The sequence below is a fragment of the Pseudomonas vranovensis genome, from assembly GCF_040438935.1.
Lineage (GTDB): Bacteria > Pseudomonadota > Gammaproteobacteria > Pseudomonadales > Pseudomonadaceae > Aquipseudomonas > Aquipseudomonas vranovensis.
The window spans coordinates 4,000,763-4,025,742 of record NZ_CP159259.1 but is presented as its reverse complement, the minus strand read 5'-3'; the positions used below and the strand labels follow the sequence as shown (position 1 = coordinate 4,025,742).

Sequence of the window (24,980 nt, the reverse complement as noted above, 5' to 3'; positions counted from 1 at the left end):
TTGACAGCATAGGATCCTTGGCTTTGCCAGGATCGCCATGTCCGATTCTTCGCAGTTTTTGCAACTTCAGCGGACACCGCCAACCGGGCTTTGCGTTGCCTATGAACGCATTTTAAGGCCGGTGCGGCAATTCGACTTATGGTCAAGGTGTCCGTCGTGCGTTATGGACCGGCCTCAGGCACTCATCCTGGATGAGCACGTTTGCCAGCTGTTCAGGGCTGTTCGGGACACTTTAGGTGCTTTTGCACATGCCAGACTGTTCATTGCTCGCCACACTCTCGTGAAGTTGTGAAAACCCGTTTTTTCACGCTCTTTTGGAGTCGTGAACCTCAAAAGGGACTGCGCGATGGCAGGCCCGGCAGGTTCAGGCAGAGCAGAGGGCCAAATGACGCAGGCACACTGGCTGGTGCAAGACCTGTGTGGAAGGCTCTCTGTGGGCGGTGCGGAGGATGCGCAATGATGAACATTGGCGGTGCTGCGAGGCCCGATCAGGAGACGTCCTTATAATCGGGGGGAGATTATAACGATGTCGCGGGCAGAAATGATCTTTATTAGCGACTTTTATTGAAGCAACCGTCAGGCGGCCAGGCTGCGTTGCACCCAGTTGCCGCGCGCAGGCGTGCAAACCCGTGCGCTGGCGGGCAGGGGGCGGTTGAGCCAGGCCAGGCGAATTTCGTCGATTTCCACCCATTCGGCGCCACCAGGTGGCACCGCGCACTGCTTGAACGCCAGGCAACGGCCCTGATTATCGAGACGGGCGAAGCTGCGCATATGTGGGCGGCCAAACAGGGAAGTCCAGAACCGGGACATGGCGTAATTCCTCGTTGAGTGTTCTGGGCGCCAGCATAGCCGCGGGGTGATGAAGCGATTGTGACAGCGAACCGCTGGCTTGAATGGCGGTCCTAATCGCCAGTGGCACGCTGATAGCTGGGCTGCGCCGTGCTGGTTATACTGGCGGCCTTTGCTGCCTATCCTGGAGAAATGAGCATGTTGCAACGTTTGTTGTTCGGTTTGATCGCGGTGACCAGTCTGACCCTGGTCGGTTGTGCCCACAGCCCGCAACAGCTCAGTCCGCAACCTAAGCTGACCGCCCAGCTCGCCCCGGTCGGCCACGGCCAGCCGGTAGTGGTCAAGGTTGTTGATGGCCGTGGTACCCAAACCCTGGGCACCCGCGGTGGCCTGTACCCTGAAACCAGCGCCATCACCGTGACCGGCAATGACATCCTGCCCAAGCTGCAGGCCCAGGCCGAAGCCGCTGTACGCCTGCTCGGCTTCACCCCGACGCCCAATGCCTACAACGCACCGCAGTTGACCGTGACCCTGGCCGAGCTCAAGTACCAGTCGCCCAAGGAGGGCATGTACGTGACCGAAGCCACCATTGGCGCCACTTTCAAGGCTGACGTCTCCAATGCCAACCGTCGCTACAGCGGCCGCTACGGCGCCTCCCTGGACCAGCGCTTCGGCATGGCGCCGAACCAGGAAACCAATACCAAGCTGGTCAGCGACGTACTCAGCGACGCCCTGACTCGCCTGTTCAAGGACCAGGCCATCGGCCAGATCCTGGGCGAGTAAACCCGACGCATAAAAAAGCCCGATGGCTGCACCGCAGGCATCGGGCTTTTTTTGTGCGCGCAGGTTCAGGCCGCCTCGACGTAGAAGTCCAGCACACTGATGCCAGTCTGGCCGTCGACCTCGGGCAGGTCGTCGTGGGCGTGGCCACCCAAGGCGCAATACACCAACCATTGGCGGTCCTGGACGTTGAAGGCCAAACCGTCGATCAACGCTTGCTGTTCTTCACTTGGGGCGATCAGGTAGAGGCGGTCCTGGTTTTCGGCGTGCAACATCACAAGCTCCATTTGGTCACGAGGGTCGGTATGTTCGCGCGTGTGGATGACGATCGTATGACGCAGCTTGTCGTTGGTCGAAAAGCACAGGACTTGTACGCAGGCTTGGTTAGAATGCCCGCCGACGTATGACTTCGAGGTTGTGTAATGTCGTTGCAAATGCTCTGGGCGCTGATTGCCGCCCATCCGGCCAAGCTGATCAACGTGCTGGCGCTGCTGATTACCTGCCCTGGCGGCCTGCTGCTGCACAGTGCCCGGCGTCGCGAGGCCCAGGCCCTTGCGGGCGCTGTGAGCGATGAGGCGGTGGTCGATGGCATGACCCTGCGTATCAACCGCTTCTACTACATTCTGGGCTTTGCCTTCCTGGCGCTGGCCCTGCTGCTGTCCTGGTTCAGTACCTGGGTATGAAACTTCGCGGGGCAAGTCGAGACCTCGCCCCGCGATCGCGCTACAGCCCCAAGCCCGCCTTGACCCGATACTGATTGCGCACCGGCATCGCATACTGCAACACCAGGTACGGCCGGTGCTCGGCCGGGCAGGCGTCCAGGCGGCGCTGCCATTCGGCCTGGGCACGGGCCAGTTCATCGGCCGGGAACAGCTTGTCGGCCTTGGGCACCTCCAGTGCCGGATCGGCATCGGCCCACTGTGCATACGCCAGGTAGTGCACCGGGAACAGCCGGTAGCCACCCAGGATCTGCCGATCGATCTCTACCGCCAATTGCTTGGTGTCCTCGAAGAACGCGGTCACTGGCGGGGCGAAGTTGATGTGTACCCGGCCTTTGTAGCCGGTAATGCCCTGGGCAATGCTCAGGTCATCCTCACCCGGTGCCTTGCTGTAGGTGCCGGTGGTGGCGCGAATGAACAGCTCCCGGGCCTTGGCCTGGTCACACGGGTCGTATTCGTAGCTGATCGACACCGGGCTCAGGTTCAGTGACTGGATCACTGTGCCGAACGGCTCGTCCTTGCGGCTCATGTGGAACATTTTGAGGATCGCCGAATCAGTGCGATCGTCGCCGTCCTTGGCCCGCCCTTCAGCCTGGGCGATCCAGATCGATTGGCCGTCGTTGCGGATCGAATGATTGATATACGCCGACAACAGCTGGTAGGCAGCGAGCTTTTCCCGGCGGCCGGTAATGGAGCGGTGAACGATAAAGCTCTTGTTCAGACGCATCATGTCGCTGACGAACGGCTTCTGCAGCAGGTTGTCGCCGATGGCGATCCGTGGCGTGGGCAGGCCGGCGTGATATACCGCATAGTTGACGAACGCCGGGTCCATGACGATGTCGCGATGGTTGGCCAGGAACAGGTAAGCGGTGCCGGACTTGAGCAGTTCGACGCCGGTGTAGGTCACCCCGTCGGTGGCGCGCTCAATGGTGTGGTCGACGTAGTACTCAACCTTGTCCTGCAGGGTCGAGACGCAGCTGACCCCGGCGAACTCTTTGCGCAGGCGCCGGGCGATCAGCGGCTTGAGCAGCCAACCGAAGGCACCGGCCATGCGCGGGAAGCGGAAGTGGGTGAGGATATCGAGAAATGCCGGGTCGCTGAGCAGGCGTGCCAGAACGGCAGGGACCTCAGCGTCGTCGTACGGTCGGATGGCATCGAATTCGCCCATCATGCTCTCTTGTTGGAAACGGCTAGGGTAATAGGTAGGGCCGGGGCTCGAAAAACGGTTCGAGCACGCGCAGGTCCTGTAAATAGACCGGCAATTATACGCACAAGTCACTGTGGAGGCCGCGATGCTCGAAGCTGCGTTCTACGATTGTCCTTATTGCGGTGAAGAAGTCGAGACGACAGTGGACCTGTCCGGTGGTGACCAGGAGTACATCGAGGACTGCCAGGTGTGCTGCAAGCCCATCCGCTTTGTATTACAAGTGCATGGTGACGAATGGATGCTTGATGTCTACGGTGAGAATGACTGATGCAACGAATCTATGAGCCGGAAAGCCTGCTGGAAGCGCAAATGCTGATGGGGATGCTAGACAGTGAGGGGGTCACGGTTCACCTGGTGGGGCGCGACCTGATCGGCGCCATGGGGGACCTGCCGATGCAGGGGTTGTTGGGGCTGGCAGTGGCGGATGACCAGGCCGATTACGCACGCCAGTTGATCGCCGCGTACAATGCTGCCCAGCCACTGGTTGGCGACGAGCCGGAGAGTGTTCCCGGAACCCTGATTTGCTAGGTCTCTATCCCTCATGTGTGGACGTTATGCGCTGTTTCGCTGGTCTCCTGCCTTTGCTGCATTGCCGGGGTTCCCGACCGACCAGCAGGCGCAATGGAACATTTCCCCGGGTAACTCGGTACTGATCCAGCGCCAGCTCGACGGCCAGCCGGCGCTTGCACGAGCGCGCTGGGGATTGACCCCGGCCTGGCTCACTGACCTTTCGCGCACGCCCGCCCATGCCCGGGCCGAGACCCTGGCCGAGCAGCCGATGTTTCGCGAGGCTTTTCGGGTGCGCCGTTGCCTGATGCCGGCCAATGGTTTCTACGAGTGGCGCGGTACCCAGCGCAAGCGACCGTACTGGTTGACACCGGGAGAGGGCTCTTCGCTGTTCTTTGCGGCGATCTGGGAGGCGTACCCGGTGCAGGACCAGGTCTGGTTGAGCACGGCGGTGGTGACCCAGGCTGCAGTGAATCAGCGTCGCCCGCTGATCCTCGATGCTGCAGGGCAAGCGATGTGGCTGGATCCCGAGACACCCTCGGCGCGGCTGTTTGAATTGCTGGCCAGCACCCAGGCACCCTTGCGTGAGCGGGTGCTGGCCAATTTTGTGAATGATCCGAAGCTCAATGGGCCGGAGTGTTTGACTCCGGCTTGACGGCGCTTTCGCGGGGCAAGCCCGCTCCCGCGGCGGCGATGAATTCAAACCCTGAACTGATTGATCAAGCGTCGCTGTTGCTCGGCCAGCTTGGTCAATTCGGCACTGGCGGTACTCGACTCATCCGCGCCACCGGCCACTTCATTGGCCACCTGTCCGATATTGATCACATTGCGGTTGATGTCCTCGGCCACCGCGCTCTGCTCTTCTGCCGCACTGGCGATCTGGGTGTTCATGTCGTTGATCACCGACACCGCCTGGGTGATGCTTTCCAGCGCCTGGGCAGCGCGTGCGGCCTGTTGCACGCTGTCGTCGGTCTTGCCCTGGCTGTCTTCCATCACCCGTACCACATCGCGAGTGCCTTGCTGCAGTTGCTGGATCATCTGCTGGATTTCTTCGGTGGCCTGCTGGGTTTTCTGCGCCAGGTTGCGCACCTCGTCGGCCACCACCGCAAAGCCACGGCCTTGTTCACCGGCACGCGCTGCCTCGATGGCCGCGTTCAGGGCCAGCAGGTTGGTCTGCTCGGCAATGGCGCGGATGGCGGTGAGGATGGCGTTGATGTTCTCGCTGTCGCGGGCCAGGGTCTGCACCACGCTTACCGCCCGGCCAATCTCGTCGGCCAGGGCGCTGATCGAGTGGGAGGTATCACGCACAATCTGCAGGCCCTGGTGGGCGGCCTGGTCGGCGTTGCTGGCGGCCTGGGCGGCATGAGTGGCGTTACGTGCCACATCCTGGGCGGTGGCGGTCATTTCGTGTACGGCGGTGGCCACCAGGTCGATCTCGGCCATTTGCTTGTGTACGCCCTGGTTGGTGCGGATGGCGATGTCGGCGGTGTGCTCCGAGGAGTCGCTGACCTTCTGCACCGAGGCCACCACCTGGCTGATCATCGCCTGCAGCTTGCTCAGGAAGGTATTGAAACCTTTGGCGATCGAGCCCAGTTCATCGGCGCGGTCGCTGCTCAGGCGCCGGGTCAGGTCGCCTTCGCCCTGGGCGATGTCATCGAGCATGGCGACCATCTGGCGCAGTGGGCGGGCGATGCCGTGGGCCAGCAGCCAGATCACCAGCAGGCCCAGGGCCGCAATACCCAGGCCCACCACGGTCATGCCGGTGAGGTCGGTGCGGCGTTGGGCGCTGAGTTCATCCTGCAGTTTATTGATGTCGGCCATTACCGCACTCAGCGGCAACTCCAGCAGCAGAGTCCAGCGAGCGTCGGTGTTGCCGATCTTGAAGGGCAGGTACAGCTCGATGCGATTGGCGCCCTGATTGACCTGGTAGCGCAGGGTTTCACCGCTGAGCTGGCTCAGTGTGGCAGCGGCGCCCGCGTCGAGGGCCTCGCTGGCTTTTGCACCGAACTTGCCCGGGTCTTTGGTGAACGCCACCAGGCGGCCGTTGCCAGACACCAGTGCCAGCTCGCCGGCACCGTCATACAGTTGCTGATCCGCCGTATTGAGCAGTTCCTGGATGAAGTTCACCGACAGGTCGGCACCGGCGATGCCCTGGAACTTGCCATCGATCATGATGGGCTCGACGAATGACGCGAGCATCACCACCTTGTTGCCGACCTCGTAAGGCGCCGGGTCGATCACGCAGGCCTTCTTCGACTCCCGCGGGCACAGGTAGTACTCACTGGCGCGCACACCCGTGGCCAGGATGGTCTGGTCGTTGACGTCGGCCAGCTTGTCCAGGCCCAGGCTGCCGTCATCATTGCGGAACCACCAGGGCAGGAAGCGGCCGGTGACGCTGTCGATGCCGGTGATGGAGGTGCCGACGAAACGGTTGTCGTCGTTGTCCAGGGCGCCGGCTTCCCAGCCAAGATAGGTGCCCAGGATCAGCGGATTGGTCACGGCGGTCTGCTTGAGCAGCGCGATCAGTTGCGGGCGTTCGATGACCAGTTGGGGATTGCCGCTGGCATCCTTCATGCCCAGCATGGCGTTAGTGGTGGCCAGGCCGCGAGCGATCAGCAGGGGCGCTTCCAGGCCGCGCTGGATTTCACTCACCTGGGTGCGGGCCAGGGCGGTCAGGCGCTGCTCGATCACCGCCTCGAACTGCTGCTGGGTGCGGGTTTGCACCAGCTCTTGGGTACGCTGGCCGGAATACACGGCGTAGAGCACCAGGGCGGCGACAATGCTCAAGACAATGGCACCGGCGAGGGCGGCGACGGAAAACTGGATCGACCTGAACTTCATGAAAGGCTCCACGCGCAAGAAAATTCGTCTGCCTTGCGTTATCGGCCCGTGCAGGTCAAAGCATGAGTGCCGTCTGGAGAATTCTTCGTCGGGGGTGTAGCGGGCTCAATCGAGTCGGCCTAGGATACGCGGCATGTTCGAATGGAGTGTTTTCATGCGTAAGTCTTTTGTCATTGGCGCCCTGAGTGCCAGCGTACTGCTTGCTGGATGCCAGGCAGTGAACACCACCAGCGGCGGCGCCGTGGGTGTCGAGCGTAAGCAATACATGTTCAGCATGCTGTCGACCGACGAGGTCAATCAGATGTATGCACAGTCTTACCAGCAGACCTTGAGCGAGGCCTCCAACCAGGGCGCCGTCGACAAGACCAGCGCCACGGCCAAGCGTGTGCAGGTGATCGCCGACCGCCTGATTGCCCAGGCGCCCAAGTTCCGCCCGGATGCGGCGCAATGGAGCTGGGAGGTCAATCTGATCAAGAGCGACGAGCTCAACGCCAACTGCGGGCCGGGCGGCAAGATCTTTTTCTACACCGGCCTGATCGACAAGCTCAAGCTGACCGATGACGAGATCGCCGCGGTCATGGGCCATGAAATCGCCCACGCCTTGCGTGAACATGGCCGTGAAGCCATGTCCAAGGCCTACGGCATCCAGATGGCGCGCTCCGGCGCCGGGGCCTTGCTGGGCCTGGGCCAGGACAGCCTGGCGCTTGCCGACACCGTGGTGCAGTACAGCATGACCCTGCCCAACAGTCGCGCCAACGAGAACGAAGCCGACCTGATCGGCCTGGAACTGGCGGCCCGTGCTGGCTACAACCCGAATGCTGCCATCACCCTGTGGGACAAGATGGCCGCCGCTTCCGGTGGCTCGCAGCCTGAGTTCATGAGCACTCACCCGGCCTCTGACAGCCGCCAGACTTCGCTGCGGGCGGCGATTCCTAAAGTGATGCCGTTGTATGAGCAGGCAAAGAAGTAACTGAAAGCATGGCGGGGCAACCCCGCTCCCAAAAAACAGTGGGAGCGGGGTTGTCCCGCGATCAATTACCCAAACCAGCCACTGACCTGCATCGCCGAATACACCGCCACGCCCGCCAGTACGAAGAAGGCGGCCGACGCCAGGCGACGGATCAGGGTCAGCGGCAGTTTCTCGGCGGCGAAGTTGCCCGCCAATACCACCGGTACGTTGGCAATCAGCATGCCCAGGGTGGTTCCGATAATGACCATGATCAGGTGCGGATACTGGGCTGCCAGCATGACCGTGGCTACCTGGGTCTTGTCACCGATTTCAGCGATGAAGAACGCAATCAGGGTTGTCAGGAACGGACCGAAGCGACGGGCCGTGCTGGCTTCGTCATCGTCCATTTTGTCGGGAATCAATGTCCACAGCGCAGTGGCAGCAAAGCTGGCAGCAAGGATCCAGTGCAGGGTGGCGGCGGAGAAGAAGGTGCTGACCCAGGCGCCAACGGCACCCGCTGCGGCATGGTTGGCCAGGGTGGCGGCGATGATACCGGCGATGATCGGCCAGGGCTTGCGAAAGCGGGCGGCGAGGATGAGCGCGAGCAGTTGGGTCTTGTCGCCAATTTCGGCGAGGGCCACGATCGCGGTCGGTACGAGCAATGATTCCAGCATCAGGATTCCTACGGGGGCGGGTCGACACGGCTATGACACGTACAGCCTTCCCGCCCCGGGTAAGGTGTGCGTGTCATAGGTCTTGTCAAACCCTGGGTCCGTCTGTGCGGACCGTGGGTCGTACGCGCCATGGTCTGTGGACCAAGTATGTTGACGCGTACCGGGCGAGCAGGGCGCTCGCGGGAGACTACTCCCCTAGGACGGAGCGGATTCTGCCTAGGCAAATCCGTTTCGGCAAGCGCTGTTTTTATCCCCGTGTTGCCTGGTAGATCTTGAAGCCTTGCCCTTCGGCACGTACCTGGCAGTTGCCAAGCGCGCCTTCGATCAGCGGCTGGTAGCGCAGGAAGCTATTGGCAACAAGGCGAAGTTCGCCACCTTTTTGCAGATGATCGGCTGATTTTTTCAGCAGGGTTTCCGATGCCTGGTAATTGGTATGAACACCGGTATGGAACGGTGGATTGCTCAGGATCACATCCAGGCCACGGGGGGCGGCGTCGATGCCATCACCGCAGATCACCTCGGCGTCCAGGCCATTGGCCGCCAGGGTCAGGCGACTGCTGGCCACGGCAAAGGCGTCGACATCCAGCATCGTCACCTGGCTTTGCGGGTAGCGGCGCTTGAGGGTAGCGCCGAGCACACCTGCGCCACAGCCGAAATCGAGCACCTTGCCGACCGGCAGGTGGTCCAGGTGCTCCAGCAGCAGCGCGGTGCCCCGGTCCAGGCGGCCGTGGCTGAACACACCCGGCAGGGTGACGATCTGCAATGCACCATCGACCAGCGGCAACTGGAAGTACTCAGCCAGGCTTTCCAGTGGCCTGGCCTCAGGGGCGTGTTCGACCGTGACCTGCCACAGTTGGCAATGACGGGCGCTGTCGAGCTTGCGCGGCTTGCCGAAGGCGTGCAGTTGCTTGGCTGCGCCTTCGATCCCCCCGCGTTTTTCGCCGACCAGGTACAGTTCGCGCCCGGCCAGGCGCGAGGCGAGGGCATTGAGCAGGTAGTTGGCCAGGTCGCGGGACTTGGGCAGAAACAGCACGGCGGCGTCGAAGCCATGGGCCGGTGCTTCTACGCCAAAGTGGCTACGACCGCCGAAGCGGGCATCGAGCGCAGCCTGATCCCCGGCATGCCAGCACCAGCCACCGGCGGCCGGCAGCTTGCCGAGCAGATCGTCGGCGGGCAGGCCAGCCAGCAGCAGCGAGCCCTGGAAAAGTTCGGCCTGACGAAGCAACACTTCACTGCGCGGGTCCATGGACGGCGGCTCCTGAAAAAGTGGCGCAGTTTACCAGAGCTGGCGCTGGCTTAGCCGACCTGTCGGCGCGGGTTGCCGGCAAAAAAGGCCTCGGCGTTCTCGCTCAGTTGCTCGACGATGCGCTGGCGCGACTCCACCGCGCCCCAGGCGCTGTGCGGCGTGACGATCAGGCGGGGGATGTCATGCGCTAACAGCGGGTTGCCATCGACCGGTGGCTCGACCGTCAGCACATCGGTGGCCGCGCCGCCGAGGTGCCCGGCGCGCAACGTGTCGGCCAGTGCCTGTTCGTCGATCAGGCCGCCGCGCGCCGTGTTGATGACAAAGGCGCCCGGCTTGAGCAACGCCAGTTCGCGGGCGCCGATGAGGTTGCGGGTGTGTTCATTGAGAGGGCAGTGCAGGGTCAGGGCATCGATTTGTGGCAGCAGCTCATCCAGCGCCAGGCGGTCTTCCCGTGGCGGGCGCCCTGGCAGTTGGCCGAGCAGCACACGCATGCCGAAGGCCTCGGCCAGGCGCGCTACTGCGCCACCCAGTTCGCCATGACCGAGCAGGCCGAGGGTCTTGCCTTCCAGTTCGACGATAGGGAAGTCCAGCAGGCAGAACTGCTTGGCCTGGCCCCATTGACCTGCCGCCACGGCTTTTTGATAGTCCGGCAGGCGCGTGGCCAGGGCCAGCAGCAGGGCCAGGGTGTGCTGGGCGACCGACGGGGTGCCATAGCCCTGACAATTGCTGACCATGACGCCCTGGGCGCGGGCGGCCTGCAGGTCGACATTGTTGGTACCGGTGGCGGCTACCAGAATCAGCTTGAGATCAGGGCAGGCGGCCAGGGTGGCGGCATTGATCATCACCTTGTTGCTGATGGCCACGGTTGCACCTTGCAAGCGCTCGGCAACGTGATCGGGCGGGGTGGCCGGGAACAGCTGCAGCTCGTCGAAGCAACTGCGTAGGCGCGCCAGGCTCAGGTCGCCAAGGTCCAGGGAAAGGTGGTCGAGGAATACGGCGCGGCGAGGGGCGGACATGGGCGGCTCCAATGATTGACGAGGGGCTCAGGTGGGATAGGTGATGCAGTCGTAGCGGGTCTGTTCGAGGCGGATGATCGGGCCGAACGTTAACGTCTTTTGCGGCCTGATTCCACAGAAGCCCAGGGCGGTACGGCGCATTTGTTGCAGCCCCGGCATCCGGTGCGGGCATTGGTGGCATAGGCAGTGCTCAAGGCGGCGCAAAAGCTTTGGCGTGAAGGATGGCCGAGAATGACCCGTACACGTTTGCTCATCGAAGGTGGGAGCATCCTGAAAAGCGATGAGGCCAGGGGTTGCCCCCGAGGGGAGAGTCAAGCGACCTGAGTGGCGAGCGCTGCGCCGTCGATCGCAGCCTCGTTCCTCGGCAGCGGCTACAGGTGGCAAGGCAAACCGGGGTAGCCGCTGGCGACAGCCTTCGATCGACCGCGTAGCGGTCGTGGTTCAAGACCGTTGCTCCTGCAAAGGTTGTTACTTTGTGTGTCCAAGGCGTAATGTACTTTTCTTTTTCATCCCTCAGCGCAAGGAGCCCCCATGTATTGGGCTGAATTTCTCACTGTTGCCTTGATTCACCTGCTGGCCGTGGCCAGCCCCGGTCCCGATTTTGCCGTGGTGGTACGCGAGAGCGTGACCCACGGCCGTCGCGCCGGCACCTGGACGGCCTTTGGCGTGGGCATGGCGATTTTCCTGCATGTGGGTTACTCGCTGCTGGGTATCGGCCTGATCGTGTCGCAGTCGATCGTGCTGTTCAACGCACTCAAGTGGCTGGCTGCCGCCTACCTGCTGTACATCGGCTTCAAGGCGCTGCGTGCGGGCTCAGCCGCACCGGGCAGCGAGGCGATCCAGGCCTCGACCGTCGAACGCACACCGCGCGCCGCCTTTGTCGCCGGCTTCATGACCAACGGCCTGAACCCCAAGGCCACGCTGTTCTTCCTGTCGCTGTTCACCGTGGTGATCAATCCGCACACCCCGCTGGCCATTCAGGCCGGTTACGGCGTGTACCTGGCTGCAGCCACCGGCCTGTGGTTCTGCCTGGTGGCCATGCTGTTCAGCCAGCAGCGCGTGCGTGCCAGCTTTGCCCGCATGGGGCACTGGTTCGACCGCACCATGGGCGCGGTGCTGATTGCCCTGGGTGTGAAAATCGCCTTGACCGAGATGCACTGATGGCGATTTGCCGCTAACCCTTTGCCGGTCAAATCATACCTTTGGCTGATTTGGCCGGCGTTGCGGCGTTCTAGAGTGGGTTATGTCTTGCCCCGCTTGTGCACTCTAGAAAAGGGACTCTTATGTTGCAGACTCGTGTCATTCCTCCCGCCGAGGGCGCCTATCAGTATCCGCTGCTGATCAAGCGTTTGTTGCTGTCCGGCAGCCGCTACGAGAAAACCCGCGAAATCGTCTACCGCGACCGGTTGCGCTACAACTACCTGACCCTCAACGAGCGCATCGCCCGTCTGGCCAACGTACTCACCGAGGCCGGGGTCAAGGCCGGTGACACCGTGGCGGTGATGGACTGGGACAGCCATCGTTACCTGGAGTGCATGTTTGCCATCCCGATGATTGGCGCGGTGGTTCACACCATCAACGTGCGCCTGTCACCCGAGCAGATCCTCTACACCATGAATCACGCCGACGACCGCTTCGTGCTGGTCAACAGCGACTTCGTCGGCCTCTACCAGGCGATTGCCGGGCAGCTGACCACGGTGGAGAAAACCCTTCTGCTGACCGATGGCGATGCCAAGACTGCCGACCTGCCGAACCTGGTGGGGGAGTACGAGCAGTTGCTGGCAGCGGCTAGCCCGGTCTACGACTTCCCGGATTTCGACGAGAACTCGGTGGCCACCACCTTCTACACCACCGGCACCACCGGTAACCCCAAGGGGGTGTACTTCACTCACCGCCAACTGGTGCTGCACACCCTGGCCGCCGCCGCTGTCACCGGCAGTATCGACAGCGTGCGCCTGCTGGGCAGCGATGATGTGTACATGCCCATCACCCCGATGTTCCATGTTCACGCCTGGGGCATTCCCTATGTGGCGACCATGCTCGGGATCAAGCAGGTGTATCCGGGGCGCTACGAGCCGGAAATGATGTGCGAGCTGTGGCGCAACGAGAAGGTCACCTTTTCCCACTGCGTGCCGACCATCCTGCAGATGCTGCTCAATGCCAAGGGTGCGCAGGGCCAGGATTTCGGCGGCTGGAAGATCATCATTGGCGGCAGTTCGCTCAACCGCGCCCTGTATGAGGCCGCCAAGGCCCGAGGCATCCAGCTGACCGCGGCCTACGGCATGTCGGAGACGTGCCCCTTGGTGTCTGCCGCCCACCTCAACGACGAACTGTTGGCGGGCAGCGAAGACGAATGCATTACCTACCGGATCAAGGCCGGGGTACCGGTACCGATGGTGGAGGCGGCGATTGTCGATGGCGAAGGCAACTTCCTCCCGGCCGATGGTGAAACCCAGGGCGAGCTGGTGTTGCGTGCGCCCTGGCTGACCATGGGCTACTTCCGCGAAGCGGAAAAAGGTCGCGAACTGTGGGAAGGCGGCTGGTTGCACACAGGCGATGTGGCCACCCTCGACAGCATGGGTGTGATCGATATCCGCGACCGCATCAAGGATGTGATCAAGACCGGTGGCGAGTGGATCTCGTCCCTTGAGCTTGAAGACCTGATCAGCCGACACCCCGCCATTCGCGAAGTGGCCGTGGTCGGCGTGGCCGATCCGCAGTGGGGCGAACGCCCGTTTGCCCTGTTGGTGGTACACGAAGGCCAGAGCGTCGACGCCAAGCTGCTCAAGGAACACCTCAAGCCGTTCGTGGAGCTGGGACATATCAACAAGTGGGCGATTCCCAGCCAGATTGCCCTTGTTACCGAAATTCCCAAGACCAGTGTCGGCAAGCTCGACAAGAAGCGTATCCGCCTGGACATCACCCAGTGGCAGGCAAGTAACAGTACATTTCTGTCCACCCTCTGAATGCAAGCGGGTCACGCCCGATAGGGCGTGACCCGCAGGCTAGACACATGACGGCCTTGTCAAACGAGATTTTTCAGCCATCCTTCCCGAGGTTGTGCCGCGGTGGGGCATAGCGACCGCATCGAAGGGGCAAGCATGCAAATCACACTTTAGAGGGATCAAGCGCCAGTACCTGCTGGCTATAGTCGGGTCAGGGGATTTTCAGGAACGGGGGGTGCACATGCATGTGCCAAAGCCACTCGCGCGGCCATTCGGTGAGCTCACACCAGGTCGAACGGGTCGTTTCTGCAAAGGACTCACTGCCATAAAAATAAAAGTACATGGAGTAGCGTCGATGACATCAGTAAATCTGTTCTGGCGCCGGGCAAAACTGCCACTGGCCGTCAGCCTCGCTTCTACGCTCGCCGGTCCTGCATTCGGCGTCAGCTTCAACATCGGTGAAATCGAAGGTCAATTCGACTCGTCGCTATCCGTGGGCGCCAGCTGGTCGACCGCCAAGCCGAACGAGAACCTGATCGGCGTCAACAACGGCGGCAAGGGCCTGTCCCAGACCTCCGACGATGGCCACCTGAACTTCAAGCGCGGTGAAACCTTCTCGAAGATCTTCAAGGGCATCCACGACCTGGAGCTCAAGTACGGTGATACCGGTGTGTTTGTCCGGGGCAAGTACTGGTACGACTTCGAGCTCAAGGATGAACACCGCGAGTTCAAGGACATCAGCGACGACAACCGCAAAGAGGGCGCCCAGTCCTCCGGCGGCCAGATCCTCGACGCCTTCGTCTACCACAACTACTCGATCGCCGATCAGCCAGGCTCGGTGCGCCTGGGCAAGCAGGTGGTCAGCTGGGGTGAAAGTACCTTTATCCAGAACGGTATCAACTCGATCAACCCGGTCGACGTGGCCGCCTTTCGACGTCCCGGCGCCGAGGTCAAGGAAGGCCTGATCCCGGTCAACATGTTCTATGTTTCCCAGAGCCTGACCGACACGCTCTCGGCCGAAGCCTTCTACCAGATCGAATGGGACCAGACGGTCGTCGACAACTGCGGCACCTTCTTCTCCCAGCCGGACATCATCGCCGACGGCTGTACCGACAACCTGCGCGTGCTCAACAGCAGCCGCACCGTGCCGGCAGCGGCCCAGCAGTTCCTCGCCAGCCGTGGCGTGAACATCAACGAAGAAGGCGTGATGGTGCGCCGCGGCGCTGACCGTGATGCCCGTGACAGCGGCCAGTTCGGCGTGGCCCTGCGCTATATGTTCGAACCGCTGGATACCGAGTTCGGCGCCTACTTCATGAACTATCACAGCCGCGCGCCGATCTTCAGTGCCCACGGCGCCGACCCGTCGGTGTACGCAAGCCTCGCCAGCCTGCCTGCGCAGTTGCGCCCACTGGCTCCGTTGATCGTGGCAGGCAACTCCGAGTACTTCGTCGAATACCCTGAAGACATTCGCCTGTACGGCCTGAGTTTCTCCACCACCTTACCTACCGGCACGGCGTGGAGCGGTGAAATCAGCTATCGTCCGAACGCGCCGGTACAGCTCAACACCACCGACATCCTGTTCGCCGGTGTGCGTCCGATTGGCGGTGCGGTGGCCAACGCCTCCCTGCTCAACGGTGTACCGGGCCAGGACCTGAACGGCTACCGCCGCAAGGAAGTGACCCAGTTCCAGACCACCCTGACGCACTTCTTCGACCAGGTCATGGGCGCCAGCCGTCTGACCCTGGTAGGTGAAGTGGGCGTGACCCATGTCGGCGGCCTGGAGAACGCCCATGAAGTCCGTTATGGCCGTGACCCGGTCTACGGTCCAGGTCCGTTGCCGGCCACTGGAGGCCAGGACACCTGCGTTGCGCTCAACACCAGCACCATCGCCGGTGCCGGCCCAGGCGCCTCGACCGCCAACCTCAGCCGCAAGTGCGAGAACGACGGCTACACCACCAGCACTTCCTGGGGCTACCGTGCCCGGGCGATCTGGGACTACCCGGACGTCTTCGCCGGGGTCAACCTCAAGCCCAACGTGGCCTGGTCCCACGACGTTTCCGGCTACTCCCCGGGCCCTGGCGGCAACTTCGAGGAAGGGCGCAAGGCAATCAGCCTGGGCCTGGACGCCGAGTACCAGAACACCTACACCACCAGCCTGTCGTACACCAACTTCTTCGACGGTAAGTACACCACTGTGGATGATCGCGATTTCATCGCCCTCAGCTTCGGCGTGAACTTCTAAGAACACGGATTCAGGACGAGCATGAATATGAAAATGACCAAGAATCTGCTGCAAGCCGGTGTATTGGGTTTGTCGCTGCTGGCCACCAGCGTCATGGCGGCGGTGTCCGCCGACGAGGCGGCCAAGCTGGGTAGCACGCTGACCCCGATGGGTGCTGAAAAGGCCGGTAACGCCGATGGTTCGATCAGCGCCTGGAAACCGCTGGGCAAGACGGCGGGCGCGGTCGATGCCAAGGGCTTCCTGGCTGACCCCTATGCCAACGAGAAGCCGCTGTACACCATCACGGCGCAGAACGTCGACCAGTACAAGGACAAACTGTCCCCTGGCCAGGTCGCGATGTTCAAGCGCTACCCGGACACCTACAAGATCCCGGTGTACCCGACCCATCGTGGCTCCACAGTGCCGGATGAAGTGTTCGCCGCGATCAAGAAGAACGCCACCACCACCAAGCTGGTAGCCGGTGGCAACGGCCTGGAGAACTTCGACACTGCCGTGCCGTTCCCGATTCCCAAGGACGGTGTCGAGGTGATCTGGAACCACATCACCCGTTACCGCGGCGGCAGCGTGACCCGCCTGGTGACCCAGGCCACGCCACAGCAGAACGGCTCGTTCAGCCTGGTGTACTTCCAGGACCAGTTCGTCTTCCGTGACCGCATCAAGGGCTACGACCCGGCCAACCCTGGCAACGTGCTGTTCTACTTCAAGCAGAAGGTGACGGCGCCAGCGCGCCTGGCCGGTACCGTACTGCTGGTCCACGAGACCCTCGACCAGGTCAAGGAACCGCGCAAGGCGTGGGTCTACAACGCCGGCCAGCGTCGTGTACGCCAGGCCCCGCAAGTGTCCTACGATGGTCCGGGTACCGCGGCCGACGGCCTGCGTACCTCCGACAACCTGGACATGTTCAACGGCGCGCCAGACCGTTACGACTGGAAACTGGAAGGCAAGAAGGAGATGTACATCGCCTCCAACAGCTACAAGCTCGACGATCCAAAGCTCAAGTATGCGGACATCATCAAGCCCGGTCACATCAACCAGGACCTGAGCCGCTACGAGCTGCGCCGTGTCTGGCACGTGGTAGCAACCCTCAAGCCAGGCCAGCGTCATATCTACGCCAAGCGTGACTTCTACATCGACGAAGACACCTGGCAGGCTGCAGTGATCGACCAGTATGACGGTCGCAACCAACTGTGGCGCGTTTCCGAGGCCCACTCCCAGGACTATTACAACGTCCAGGTGCCGTGGTACACCCTGGAAGCCATCTACGACCTGCAGTCGGGTCGCTACTTGGCACTGGGCATGAAGAACGAGGAAAAACGGGCGTATGACTTCGGTTTCACGGCCACCCTCAGTGACTTCCAGCCCGCAGCGCTTCGCCAGGAAGGTGTGCGCTAAGCTTCAAACCTCCGTGTGATCTCCCAGAACGCCCCGGCTTGCCGGGGCGTTTCTGTTTGTGTCACATGCTGAAATAAACAATGTCGTTCGTTGATGTAGTCTTTTTTCTGCAATGAGGGGCAATCATCTTCAAATGCGTCGTTATAACCGCTAGTCTGCCCTGACCCGTACTGCCGAAGATTCCCTAACTAAAACGAGCCGGCGATGACTGATCTGTCCCGTACGCAAGGGTTCTCCAGCCAGGCCATGAGTGCCCTGGAAGGGCGTTTCTATCGCCCGCCACTGCCTGACGGGCATGTGCCGCGGGCGCGATTGTGCCAGCGTCTGCAGTCCGGGCTGGGCGGGCGGCTGTTGCTGGTCAATGCGCCGGCCGGTTTCGGCAAGAGCTCGCTGGCGGTGGAGTTCTGCCAGGGCCTGCCCAACCACTGGAGCAGCCTGTGGCTGGGCCTGAGCCGGCGGGACAGCGATCCGGGGCGTTTCCTCGAACGGTTGCTCGAAGGCCTTCAGCAGTATTGCCCGGCGGTGGGCAATCAGGCCCTGGGCCTGCTCAAGATGCGCCAGCGCCACCAACCCTTCGCCTTCGAGGAGTGGCTCGACGGCCTGCTCGACGAACTGGCCCGCCACCTGCAACCGCACAATCCCTTGCTGTTGGTACTGGACGACTATCACCTGGCCCAGGGCCCGGTGCTTGATCGCTGCCTGCAGTTTTTTCTCAATCACCTGCCGCCGGGCCTGGTGTTGCTGGTCACCAGCCGCCAGCGCCCGGACTGGCACCTGGCCCGCTTGCGCCTGTCGCGCCAACTGCTGGAGCTCAACGAACAAGACCTGCGCCTGACCCCGGACGAGTCGTTGGCGGTGCTCGGTCAACAACCCACGGCCCTGCGCGGCCAGGCGCTGGACAACCTGATCCAGCGCAGCGATGGCTGGGTGGCCGGCTTGCGCTTCTGGCAACTGGCGACCAGCGAATCGGGGGCCGACAGCGCATTGCCCCAGGCACTGCATGGCGGTGAAGGACTGATTCGCGACTACCTGCTCGAAGAGGTGATCGACATCCTGCCACCCGAAGTCCAGGGCTTCCTGAACGACACCGCCTGCCAGGAGCGCTTCTGCAGCGAGCTGTGTGATGCCCTGCGCGAAAGCCATGACAGCGCCGAGATCATTCGTTACCTGCAAGCGCACCAAGTGTTCCTGGTGCCGCTGGACGAGCATGGGCGCTGGTTCCGCTATCACCACCTGTTTTCCGATCTGCTGCGCAGTCGCCAGACCAGCCTGCCGTTGTCGAGCCTGCACCTGCGCGCCTGCCGCTGGTTCCATGGCCAGGGTTTGCTCGATGAAGCAGTAGAGCAGGCCCTGCGGGCGGGGCACTTGGATGTTGCCGCCAACCTGGTGCAGAACCTGTCCGAGGAGCAACTGCTGGCCGAGCAGAACGTGGGCATGCTGCTGCGCTGGAAGATGGACCTGCCCGACAGCCTGCTGATCAGCACACCGCGCCTGATCGTCCTGTACAGCTGGGCCCTGGGCCTGGCCGGGCAACTGGATGCTGCCGAAGAGCTGGCCAGCCATCTGAGCCGGTTCCTGCCGGCGCCGTCGGCGACGGCACAAAAATCCATGCTGGCGCAGTGGCTGGCGCTCAGTGGCGTGATTGCCCGTGGGCGCGGCGATCGCGAGGCCACCCTGGCCTATTGCAGCGAAGCGCTGCACAGCCTGCCGCATAAGCGTTATGGCCAGCGACTGGTGTGCCTGTCGACGCTGTCCAACCTGGCCATTGCCGATGGTGATTTCTGGCGTGCCAGGGGCTGGAACCGCGAGGCCCTGGAGCTGGCACAGCGCGTTGGCAACCCGCTGTTCGAGGCCCTGGCCCATTACGACCGGGCGCGGGTGCTGCACGCCCGTGGCGAGGTAGTGCGCGCCCAGGATGAAGTGCGCCAGGGCCTGCAGCGCTTGCAGGGGCTGTCGGCGCAACGCCTGTATGCGGTGCGGGCGCGACTGACCTTGTACGAGGGCTACCTGCTGGCCGCCCGCCTGCAACCGGAGGCCGGGCGCAACCGCCTGCGCGCCGGCCTGGTCGAGGCGCGGGCCTGCCGCGACATCAGTGTGCTGATCGGCCACTGCGTGATCGCCTCGCTGGACGGGCGTGAAGGGCGCTTTGCCGAAGCGTTCGCCGAACTGGCCGAGGCCGAGCGGCTGATGCACATCTGGGATGTGCCGCCAGTGTTCTATCTGGCGATGATTACCCTGGTCAAATGTGAGCTCTGGCTGGCCCAGGGCCGTACCGACCTCGCCGAGTCCTGGCTGCTGCGCCTGGGCCAGACCTACGGCGGCCAGCAAGCGGCTTCGGCGCCGGAGTTCCATCCGTTGCTGCCCTTGCACATCGAACTGCAGCAAGCCCTGCTTGAGCGCACTCAGGGGCGTCTGGAGCCATCCGGGCGACGTTTGCAGGCGCTGGTGGAACGCGGTCAGGCCAGTGGCGGACAGTTGCTGTGCGTCACCGCCTTGTGCCAGTGGATCGGGCTGCTGCTGGCAAACAACAGCGAAGACCAGGCCCGCGACCTGCTGGTATTGAGCCTCGACGCGGCACGTGGCGGCGTCCTGCAACCCTTCCAGCGCTTGCTGCACGAACACCCGCTGTGGCTGCGCGAGCAACTGTTGGCGCAACCTGCCAGTGCGGCGCAGGCCGGCTTGCTCGCCTTGCTGCCGGCCCTGCAGGCCGCGGAAACCGCCACGACTGCCACCTGCGAGGCCTTGAGCGCCCGGGAAACGGCGGTGCTGGAACTTATCGCCCAGGGTTGCTCGAACCAGGAAATCAGCGAGCGCCTGTTCATCTCGCTGCACACCGTCAAAACCCACGCCAGCCATATCAACAGCAAGCTGGGGGTCGAACGGCGCACCCAGGCCGTGGCCCGTGCCAAGGCCTTGGGCCTGTTGAGCTGACGGCTAACCGGCACCTGCCCTGTGGATATCTGCTGTACTCTCTGGCAGATATTTCCCTGATGGAGGCTTTGCCCATGTTGGCCACACGCACCTCGGTGCTGTTGATCGGTTTGTTGTCGGCCGCGGCGGCCTTGGCGGCGGACGGACCTTCGTTCTCCTGCGACAAGGCCCAGGGCATGGAACTGAAGGTGTGCCAGAGCCCGGAACTGAGCAAGCTGGACCGCGACCTGGCAGTCGTCTTCAAAAAAGCCCTGGGTCAGGCCGACAGTGATTCGCAAAAGCTGCTCAAGGCCACCCAGCGCGGCTGGATCAAGGGCCGTGACGAATGCTGGAAAGCCACCAATGCCGAAGCCTGTGTGCGCGAGGAGTACCAGACGCGGCTGGTCGAGTTGCAGATCAAGTCCGGATCGGTGCAGGTACCGGCGGCGGTCGAGTTCGAGTGCGATGACAACGACAAGCCCTTTACCGCCGTGTTCTACAACCAGCTCGATCCGCAGGCCGCCGTACTGACCTACGGCGACGACCAGACCATCGCCATTGCCCAGCGCGCGGCCAGCGGCAGCAAGTATGCCCGTGAAGGCGTCGAGTTCTGGGAGCACCAGGGCGAAGCCAAGGTGAAGTGGTATGGCCAGGAGCTGACCTGCCGGGCTGCGCAGTGAATGCGCAGCCTGCGAGGCTCAATTGCCTGAAATATCGATACTGAAGTACTTCTTGCGGATGCTGTCATACGTGCCATTGGCCTTGATCGCCGCCAGGGCATCGTTCAGGCGTTGCCCCAAGGGGTCGTTCTTGCGCACGGCCATGCCGGCACCGTAGCCGAAGTAACGCTCTTCGCTGTAGTCGGGGCCGACAAAATGGAACGCCGCGCCCTCGGCCTGTTTGAACAGCCCTTCTTCAATGGCCACCATGCCTGCAAGCGAGGCATCCAGTCGCCCGGCCAGCAAGTCGAGGAATACTTCGTTCTGGGTGCCATAGCGCACGATTTCGGCACCCAACGGGGCAAATTGCTCAGTGGCATAACGATCGAAGTTGGTCCCGCGTTGTACGCCTACCCGTTTGCCGTTCAGTTGTTGCGGGATTTGCTCGATACCGTTGCCCTGACGCGTTACCAGTTTGGCCGGGATGCGGTAATAGCTGTGGGTGAAGTCCACCGAGCGCTTGCGCTCATCGGTGATCGAGACCGAGGAGATCGCCGCATCGATCTTGCGTACTTTGAGCGACGGGATCAGGCCGTCGAATTCGATTTCCTTCCACTGGCAACTGACCTTCATTTGCGCACACAGCGCCTCGCCGATGTCGTAGTCAAAACCTTGTAGTTCATTGTTCTGAGACTTGTAGGCAAACGGCGGATAAGACGCCTCGATACCCAGGCGCAGGCTTTCTTGCTCGGCATGGGCTGCGAGCGATAGCCCCAGCAGGGTGGAGAGGGCCAGACGGGTGAGCAGTGTTGTTGTTTTCATGATCAGCTCCAGCATCAGGTAAAGGAGTAGCCGTTCAGGCCTGGCATGCGGCGGTGGCGATCAGTTCCAGACGAATGGCGGGGTCGTCGAACACCACCTGGCCCGTGGCGCGGGCGGGGGCCGCAGCACCGTTCAGCCAGTCGGTCCATACCGTATTCATCGTGGCGAAGTCGGCTTTCATGTCGCTCATCCACAGTTGCACGCTGAGCAGGCGCTCACGGCTGCTGCCGACATCGGCGAGCAACTGATCGAGGCGTTGCAGGATCTGGCGGGTCTGGCCTTCGATGCACTGGCTGCAATCGGCCGCGACGATGCCACTGAGCCAGGCCAGGTCGTTGTGCACCACCACTCGGCTCAGGCGTGGGTTGCTGTCGAAATGTTCAAGGGTACTCATGGTGCCTCCAGGCGATGGGTATGTGGTGTTTCACTGGCCAATTGCGCCAGCGTGATGGGCTTGAGCGGCGGGCGGATACGGTAGTAACCCACGTGTTCCGGCGTTACCCGGCGTTCGCTGGCGATCAGTTCGGTGACGCTCAAACCGCACATCCGGCCTTGGCAAGGGCCCATGCCGCAGCGGCTGAACGCCTTGGTCTGGTTGGGCCCAAGACAGCCCAGGGCGACCATGGCGCGGATGTCTTTGGCGCGTACCTCTTCGCAGCGGCAGATGATCACGTCGTCGTTGGGCGCCCGGCATTGCGGGCTTGGTGGGTACAGGCTGTCGAGCAGCGGACGAAGGGCCAGATGCCGGGCCAGACGCTTGCGGCAATCGCGTTCACGTTCTGTCCACTGCTGGGGTTCGATCGAGTCTGTCTGGCGGGCGATGGCCAGGGCGGCCAGACGACCTTGTTGCTGGGCCGCCAACGCACCGCCGATGCGGCTCCCGTCGCCGGCGATGAACACACCTGCCAGGCTGGTTTCGCCCCAGCGGTTACGCCGGGCTGTCCAGCAGTGCTGGGCTTTGTCCCAGTCGTGGTCCAGTCTCAGGGCGCTACTGATCTGGGTGTTGGGTACTACGCCCTGGTGCAGCAATATCAGTGTGGCGGGTACGCGGTGCAGGTGGCCGTTACGGGTAAAGCACAAGGCCCGGGCCTGGGATTCACCTTCGATGTACAGGTCGCGGGCAGCGCGATAGTGCGGAATCTGCAGGCGCCGTAACGTGCCAAGCAAGTCCAGGCCTTTGCCCAGGTCCCGCCATCCCCGCAGGATCCCTGGCAGATGAGCCGCGCCACGCAGCAGGTCGCTGTAGCCGCTGGTATCGACCACGGCCGCTGGACGGATGCCGGCTTGCAGGTACTGGACCGCCAGCAGGTACAGCAGCGGGCCGCAGCCGGCCAGCACCACGGGGCCATTGGGCAGGAGTGCAGCGCTTTTGAGCAAGATCTGCCCGGCACCTGCGGTCATCACGCCGGGTAGCGTCCAGCCCGGGATGGGCGTGGGGCGCTCATAGGCGCCGGTGGCCAACAGCAGGGCGCGGCCCTGTATCACCTTGGCCTCGCCTTTGTTGAGAAAGTGCACGGCTTTTTCGGCGCTCACCTGCCACACGGCTGCTTCGGCAATGTAGTGGGCGGGGCTGGCCAGAAAGGCGTCAACCAATGCCTGCCCGGCCATGTAGTCCGGACCGAGAATGGCGGCACGCTGTGCATCGGTGTGCAGAACGTTGCGATAGATCTGTCCACCGGGGCTGGCCTGCTCGTCCAGCACGGCCACGCGCAAGCCATGGCTGCAGGCTTCGATGGCAGCAGCCATGCCGGCGGGGCCTGCGCCGATGATCACCAGGTCGTAGCACTCAGCGTCCATGCTCGTCTCCCTGTGGGTCGGCACGACGCGCACCCCGTTGGCTATACACCTGCATACCGGGGCGTACCGGCGTCAGGCAGGCTTGGCAGTTGGGAGCGCCATCGATCTGGACCAGGCATTCAAAGCACACCCCCATCATGCAGAACGGCGCTCGCGCACTGCCGCTGATCGGTGTGCTGCGGCTTTGGCGTACCCCGCTGGCGAGCAGCGCAGCAGCCAGCGATACCCCGGCCGGTACCTGCAGCGGTTGGTCATCGAAGCAGATTTGTACGGTGGCTATGTCCACAGACAAAGGCCGGAACAACGGTTCAGTGGGCATAGTTGAATTCGCTTTGCTGATCGAAGCGCTGCAAGGAGAACGGTGCCAGTTCGGCAGTGGGTGACTGCTCCGCTATATGGCGTGCCAGGCTCAAGGCGTGGGCGGCGGCCAGGGTCACCCCGCTGTGGCAGGACACCACCCAGGCGCCAGGTGCGCAGCCCAAGGCTTCATAAATGGGCGCGCCATCTGGCGTCAGTACCCGCAGGGCGCCCCATGCGCGCACCAGGCGCACATTGGCCAGGCATGGAAACGACTGCACGGCGCGCCGGGCGATGTCGGCCATTACCGGCACGCTGGTGCTGTCGTTCAGCCCCACGGACTCGGCGGAGTCGCCCAATTGCACGGTACCTTCGTCGGTCTGGCGCACGGTGCTGGTGGGAAAATGCAGAAACGGCTGCAACCGTTCGCTAACGAGTATCTGGCCGCGTGTTGTACCCAGGGGAACCTCATGACCCAGTTGCGCCCCCAGTGTTCGATTGCCCAGGCCTGCCGCCAGCACCAACTGCTTGCAGCGCCAGCGCTGGCCGCCGGCGGCCAACTCGAAACCGCCGCTGTGCTGGCCGATGGCATCGATCCGGCAACCATTGCTCACTTTCACGCCCCGTTGCTGGCAGGCCACATGCAAGGCATGCAGTAGCTTGAGCGGATTGACGTGGCCATCCAATGGCGAGTAGCAGGCGCCTACCACCGCATCGCCAACGCCAGGCAAGCGCTGACGCAACTGTGCCCCTTCCAGGCATTCAAAGGGGTAGTCACCCTGTTGGGCATCACGCAGCCATTCCAGTCGTGCCAGCTCCTGTTTGAGCTCGTCAGTGGAAAGGCACAACTGAAAACCACCAGGCTGGCGAAGTTGCACGTCGATGCCGCTATCGACCGCCAGCATCCGCGCAAACTCGGGCCATAACGCTGCTGAACGACGGGTCCATCGGGCATAGGGAAGCATGCGAAAACCTTTGCTTTGTACCCACAACAGGCCGAAGTTGCCACGCGAGGCACGAAAGGCCTGGTCGCCTTCATCCAGGACGGTCACCGCATGCCCTTGCCGTGCGAGGCCATAGGCCACGGCCATGCCTACGAGGCCGGCGCCAAGAACGATGGTTTGTGAGCTTTGCATAGTGTGATGCCCTGCCCAGATCCGCTGCGTGGTGGTCTGAATCACCAATGAA

At 62.7% G+C, this 24,980-nt stretch carries 24 protein-coding genes and 1 riboswitch; of the genes, 12 read left to right on the top strand and 12 right to left on the bottom strand.

Annotation, left to right across the window (positions count from 1 at the left end; all coding sequences use genetic code 11):
* Positions 1–576: 576 nt before the first annotated feature.
* Positions 577–810 carry a hypothetical protein gene (locus tag ABVN19_RS18795; RefSeq protein WP_028944114.1) on the bottom strand — a complete coding sequence of 78 codons (234 nt, stop codon included), beginning with the start codon at positions 808–810 and terminating at the stop codon, positions 577–579.
* Positions 811–987: 177 nt separating this feature from the next.
* Here ABVN19_RS18795 and ABVN19_RS18790 point away from each other — a divergent pair, with 177 nt between their 5' ends.
* On the top strand, positions 988–1,572 hold the full coding sequence (locus ABVN19_RS18790; RefSeq protein ID WP_028944115.1) for a YajG family lipoprotein: 585 nt from the start codon (positions 988–990) through the stop codon (positions 1,570–1,572).
* A gap of 65 nt (positions 1,573–1,637) precedes the next feature.
* Here the strand turns inward: ABVN19_RS18790 and ABVN19_RS18785 are convergent, their stop codons facing one another.
* Entirely contained in the window at positions 1,638–1,844 is a 207-nt protein-coding gene (locus tag ABVN19_RS18785) for a hypothetical protein (protein WP_028944116.1), read from the bottom strand.
* A gap of 147 nt (positions 1,845–1,991) precedes the next feature.
* On the opposite strand from ABVN19_RS18785, the gene ABVN19_RS18780 reads away from it, so the two are divergent.
* Positions 1,992–2,252: a hypothetical protein gene (locus ABVN19_RS18780; RefSeq protein ID WP_028944117.1), complete on the top strand. Its 261-nt coding sequence runs from the start codon at positions 1,992–1,994 to the stop codon at positions 2,250–2,252.
* 40 nt (positions 2,253–2,292) lie between these two features.
* On the opposite strand, the gene ABVN19_RS18775 is transcribed toward ABVN19_RS18780, so the two are convergent.
* Positions 2,293–3,459 carry a 1-acyl-sn-glycerol-3-phosphate acyltransferase gene (locus ABVN19_RS18775; protein ID WP_167332118.1) on the bottom strand — a complete coding sequence of 389 codons (1,167 nt, stop codon included), beginning with the start codon at positions 3,457–3,459 and terminating at the stop codon, positions 2,293–2,295.
* Positions 3,460–3,580: 121 nt separating this feature from the next.
* Here ABVN19_RS18775 and ABVN19_RS18770 point away from each other — a divergent pair, with 121 nt between their 5' ends.
* Genes ABVN19_RS18770 through ABVN19_RS18760 form a run of 3 tightly spaced genes read left to right on the top strand, consistent with a single transcriptional unit; the run spans position 3,581 to position 4,657 of the window.
* Positions 3,581–3,763 carry a CPXCG motif-containing cysteine-rich protein gene (locus tag ABVN19_RS18770; protein ID WP_028944119.1) on the top strand — a complete coding sequence of 61 codons (183 nt, stop codon included), beginning with the start codon at positions 3,581–3,583 and terminating at the stop codon, positions 3,761–3,763.
* Positions 3,763–4,023, top strand: coding sequence for a DUF2007 domain-containing protein (locus tag ABVN19_RS18765; protein WP_028944120.1), 261 nt, complete (start codon positions 3,763–3,765; stop codon positions 4,021–4,023). The genes ABVN19_RS18770 and ABVN19_RS18765 overlap by 1 nt, the downstream gene beginning before the upstream one ends.
* Before the next feature lie 13 nt (positions 4,024–4,036).
* Positions 4,037–4,657: an SOS response-associated peptidase gene (locus tag ABVN19_RS18760; RefSeq protein ID WP_028944121.1), complete on the top strand. Its 621-nt coding sequence runs from the start codon at positions 4,037–4,039 to the stop codon at positions 4,655–4,657.
* Between the two features lie 44 nt (positions 4,658–4,701).
* Here ABVN19_RS18760 and ABVN19_RS18755 read toward each other — a convergent pair whose 3' ends face one another.
* Positions 4,702–6,843, bottom strand: a complete 2,142-nt coding sequence (locus tag ABVN19_RS18755; RefSeq protein ID WP_105641639.1) for a methyl-accepting chemotaxis protein — start codon at positions 6,841–6,843, stop codon at positions 4,702–4,704.
* Positions 6,844–6,997: 154 nt separating this feature from the next.
* On the opposite strand from ABVN19_RS18755, the gene ABVN19_RS18750 reads away from it, so the two are divergent.
* A complete protein-coding gene (locus ABVN19_RS18750) occupies positions 6,998–7,813 on the top strand; it encodes a M48 family metallopeptidase (RefSeq protein WP_105641638.1) in 816 nt (271 codons plus the stop codon).
* A 65-nt stretch (positions 7,814–7,878) separates the two neighbouring features.
* Here ABVN19_RS18750 and ABVN19_RS18745 read toward each other — a convergent pair whose 3' ends face one another.
* The 3 genes from ABVN19_RS18745 to ABVN19_RS18735 all read right to left on the bottom strand — a co-directional run bounded on the left by ABVN19_RS18745 (position 7,879) and on the right by ABVN19_RS18735 (position 10,728).
* Positions 7,879–8,466: a TMEM165/GDT1 family protein gene (locus ABVN19_RS18745; RefSeq protein WP_028944124.1), complete on the bottom strand. Its 588-nt coding sequence runs from the start codon at positions 8,464–8,466 to the stop codon at positions 7,879–7,881.
* An 88-nt stretch (positions 8,467–8,554) separates the two neighbouring features.
* Positions 8,555–8,674, bottom strand: a riboswitch (yybP-ykoY riboswitch).
* A gap of 39 nt (positions 8,675–8,713) precedes the next feature.
* Positions 8,714–9,712, bottom strand: a complete 999-nt coding sequence (locus ABVN19_RS18740) for a class I SAM-dependent methyltransferase (protein WP_028944125.1) — start codon at positions 9,710–9,712, stop codon at positions 8,714–8,716.
* A gap of 50 nt (positions 9,713–9,762) precedes the next feature.
* On the bottom strand, positions 9,763–10,728 hold the full coding sequence (locus ABVN19_RS18735; RefSeq protein WP_028944126.1) for a 2-hydroxyacid dehydrogenase: 966 nt from the start codon (positions 10,726–10,728) through the stop codon (positions 9,763–9,765).
* Between the two features lie 531 nt (positions 10,729–11,259).
* On the opposite strand from ABVN19_RS18735, the gene ABVN19_RS18730 reads away from it, so the two are divergent.
* The 6 genes from ABVN19_RS18730 (at position 11,260) to ABVN19_RS18705 (ending at position 20,897) form a co-directional block, all read left to right on the top strand.
* Complete coding sequence (locus tag ABVN19_RS18730; protein WP_105641637.1) at positions 11,260–11,889, top strand: LysE family transporter; 630 nt, start codon at positions 11,260–11,262, stop codon at positions 11,887–11,889.
* A gap of 122 nt (positions 11,890–12,011) precedes the next feature.
* Complete coding sequence (locus tag ABVN19_RS18725; protein WP_105641636.1) at positions 12,012–13,694, top strand: fatty acid--CoA ligase; 1,683 nt, start codon at positions 12,012–12,014, stop codon at positions 13,692–13,694.
* Between the two features lie 334 nt (positions 13,695–14,028).
* Positions 14,029–15,915 carry a DUF1302 domain-containing protein gene (locus ABVN19_RS18720; RefSeq protein WP_028944129.1) on the top strand — a complete coding sequence of 629 codons (1,887 nt, stop codon included), beginning with the start codon at positions 14,029–14,031 and terminating at the stop codon, positions 15,913–15,915.
* Between the two features lie 27 nt (positions 15,916–15,942).
* On the top strand, positions 15,943–17,307 hold the full coding sequence (locus ABVN19_RS18715; protein WP_028944130.1) for a DUF1329 domain-containing protein: 1,365 nt from the start codon (positions 15,943–15,945) through the stop codon (positions 17,305–17,307).
* 204 nt (positions 17,308–17,511) lie between these two features.
* Positions 17,512–20,238 (top strand): LuxR C-terminal-related transcriptional regulator, encoded by a 2,727-nt coding sequence (locus ABVN19_RS18710; RefSeq protein WP_105641635.1) that lies wholly within the window; start codon positions 17,512–17,514, stop codon positions 20,236–20,238.
* 74 nt (positions 20,239–20,312) lie between these two features.
* Positions 20,313–20,897, top strand: a complete 585-nt coding sequence (locus ABVN19_RS18705; RefSeq protein ID WP_105641634.1) for an MliC family protein — start codon at positions 20,313–20,315, stop codon at positions 20,895–20,897.
* Between the two features lie 18 nt (positions 20,898–20,915).
* Here the strand turns inward: ABVN19_RS18705 and ABVN19_RS18700 are convergent, their stop codons facing one another.
* From ABVN19_RS18700 to ABVN19_RS18680, 5 genes are read right to left on the bottom strand one after another with little or no spacing between them, the layout of a single operon-like run.
* Positions 20,916–21,698 carry a transporter substrate-binding domain-containing protein gene (locus ABVN19_RS18700; protein ID WP_028944133.1) on the bottom strand — a complete coding sequence of 261 codons (783 nt, stop codon included), beginning with the start codon at positions 21,696–21,698 and terminating at the stop codon, positions 20,916–20,918.
* Positions 21,699–21,732: 34 nt separating this feature from the next.
* Positions 21,733–22,092: a RidA family protein gene (locus tag ABVN19_RS18695; RefSeq protein ID WP_105641633.1), complete on the bottom strand. Its 360-nt coding sequence runs from the start codon at positions 22,090–22,092 to the stop codon at positions 21,733–21,735.
* Positions 22,089–23,495 (bottom strand): NAD(P)/FAD-dependent oxidoreductase, encoded by a 1,407-nt coding sequence (locus ABVN19_RS18690; RefSeq protein ID WP_105641632.1) that lies wholly within the window; start codon positions 23,493–23,495, stop codon positions 22,089–22,091. Before ABVN19_RS18690 ends, ABVN19_RS18695 begins: the two co-directional genes overlap by 4 nt.
* Positions 23,485–23,814: a (2Fe-2S)-binding protein gene (locus tag ABVN19_RS18685; RefSeq protein WP_028944136.1), complete on the bottom strand. Its 330-nt coding sequence runs from the start codon at positions 23,812–23,814 to the stop codon at positions 23,485–23,487. The genes ABVN19_RS18690 and ABVN19_RS18685 overlap by 11 nt, the downstream gene beginning before the upstream one ends.
* A complete protein-coding gene (locus ABVN19_RS18680) occupies positions 23,804–24,928 on the bottom strand; it encodes an FAD-dependent oxidoreductase (protein ID WP_105641631.1) in 1,125 nt (374 codons plus the stop codon). Before ABVN19_RS18680 ends, ABVN19_RS18685 begins: the two co-directional genes overlap by 11 nt.
* Between the last annotated feature and the right edge of the window lie 52 nt (positions 24,929–24,980).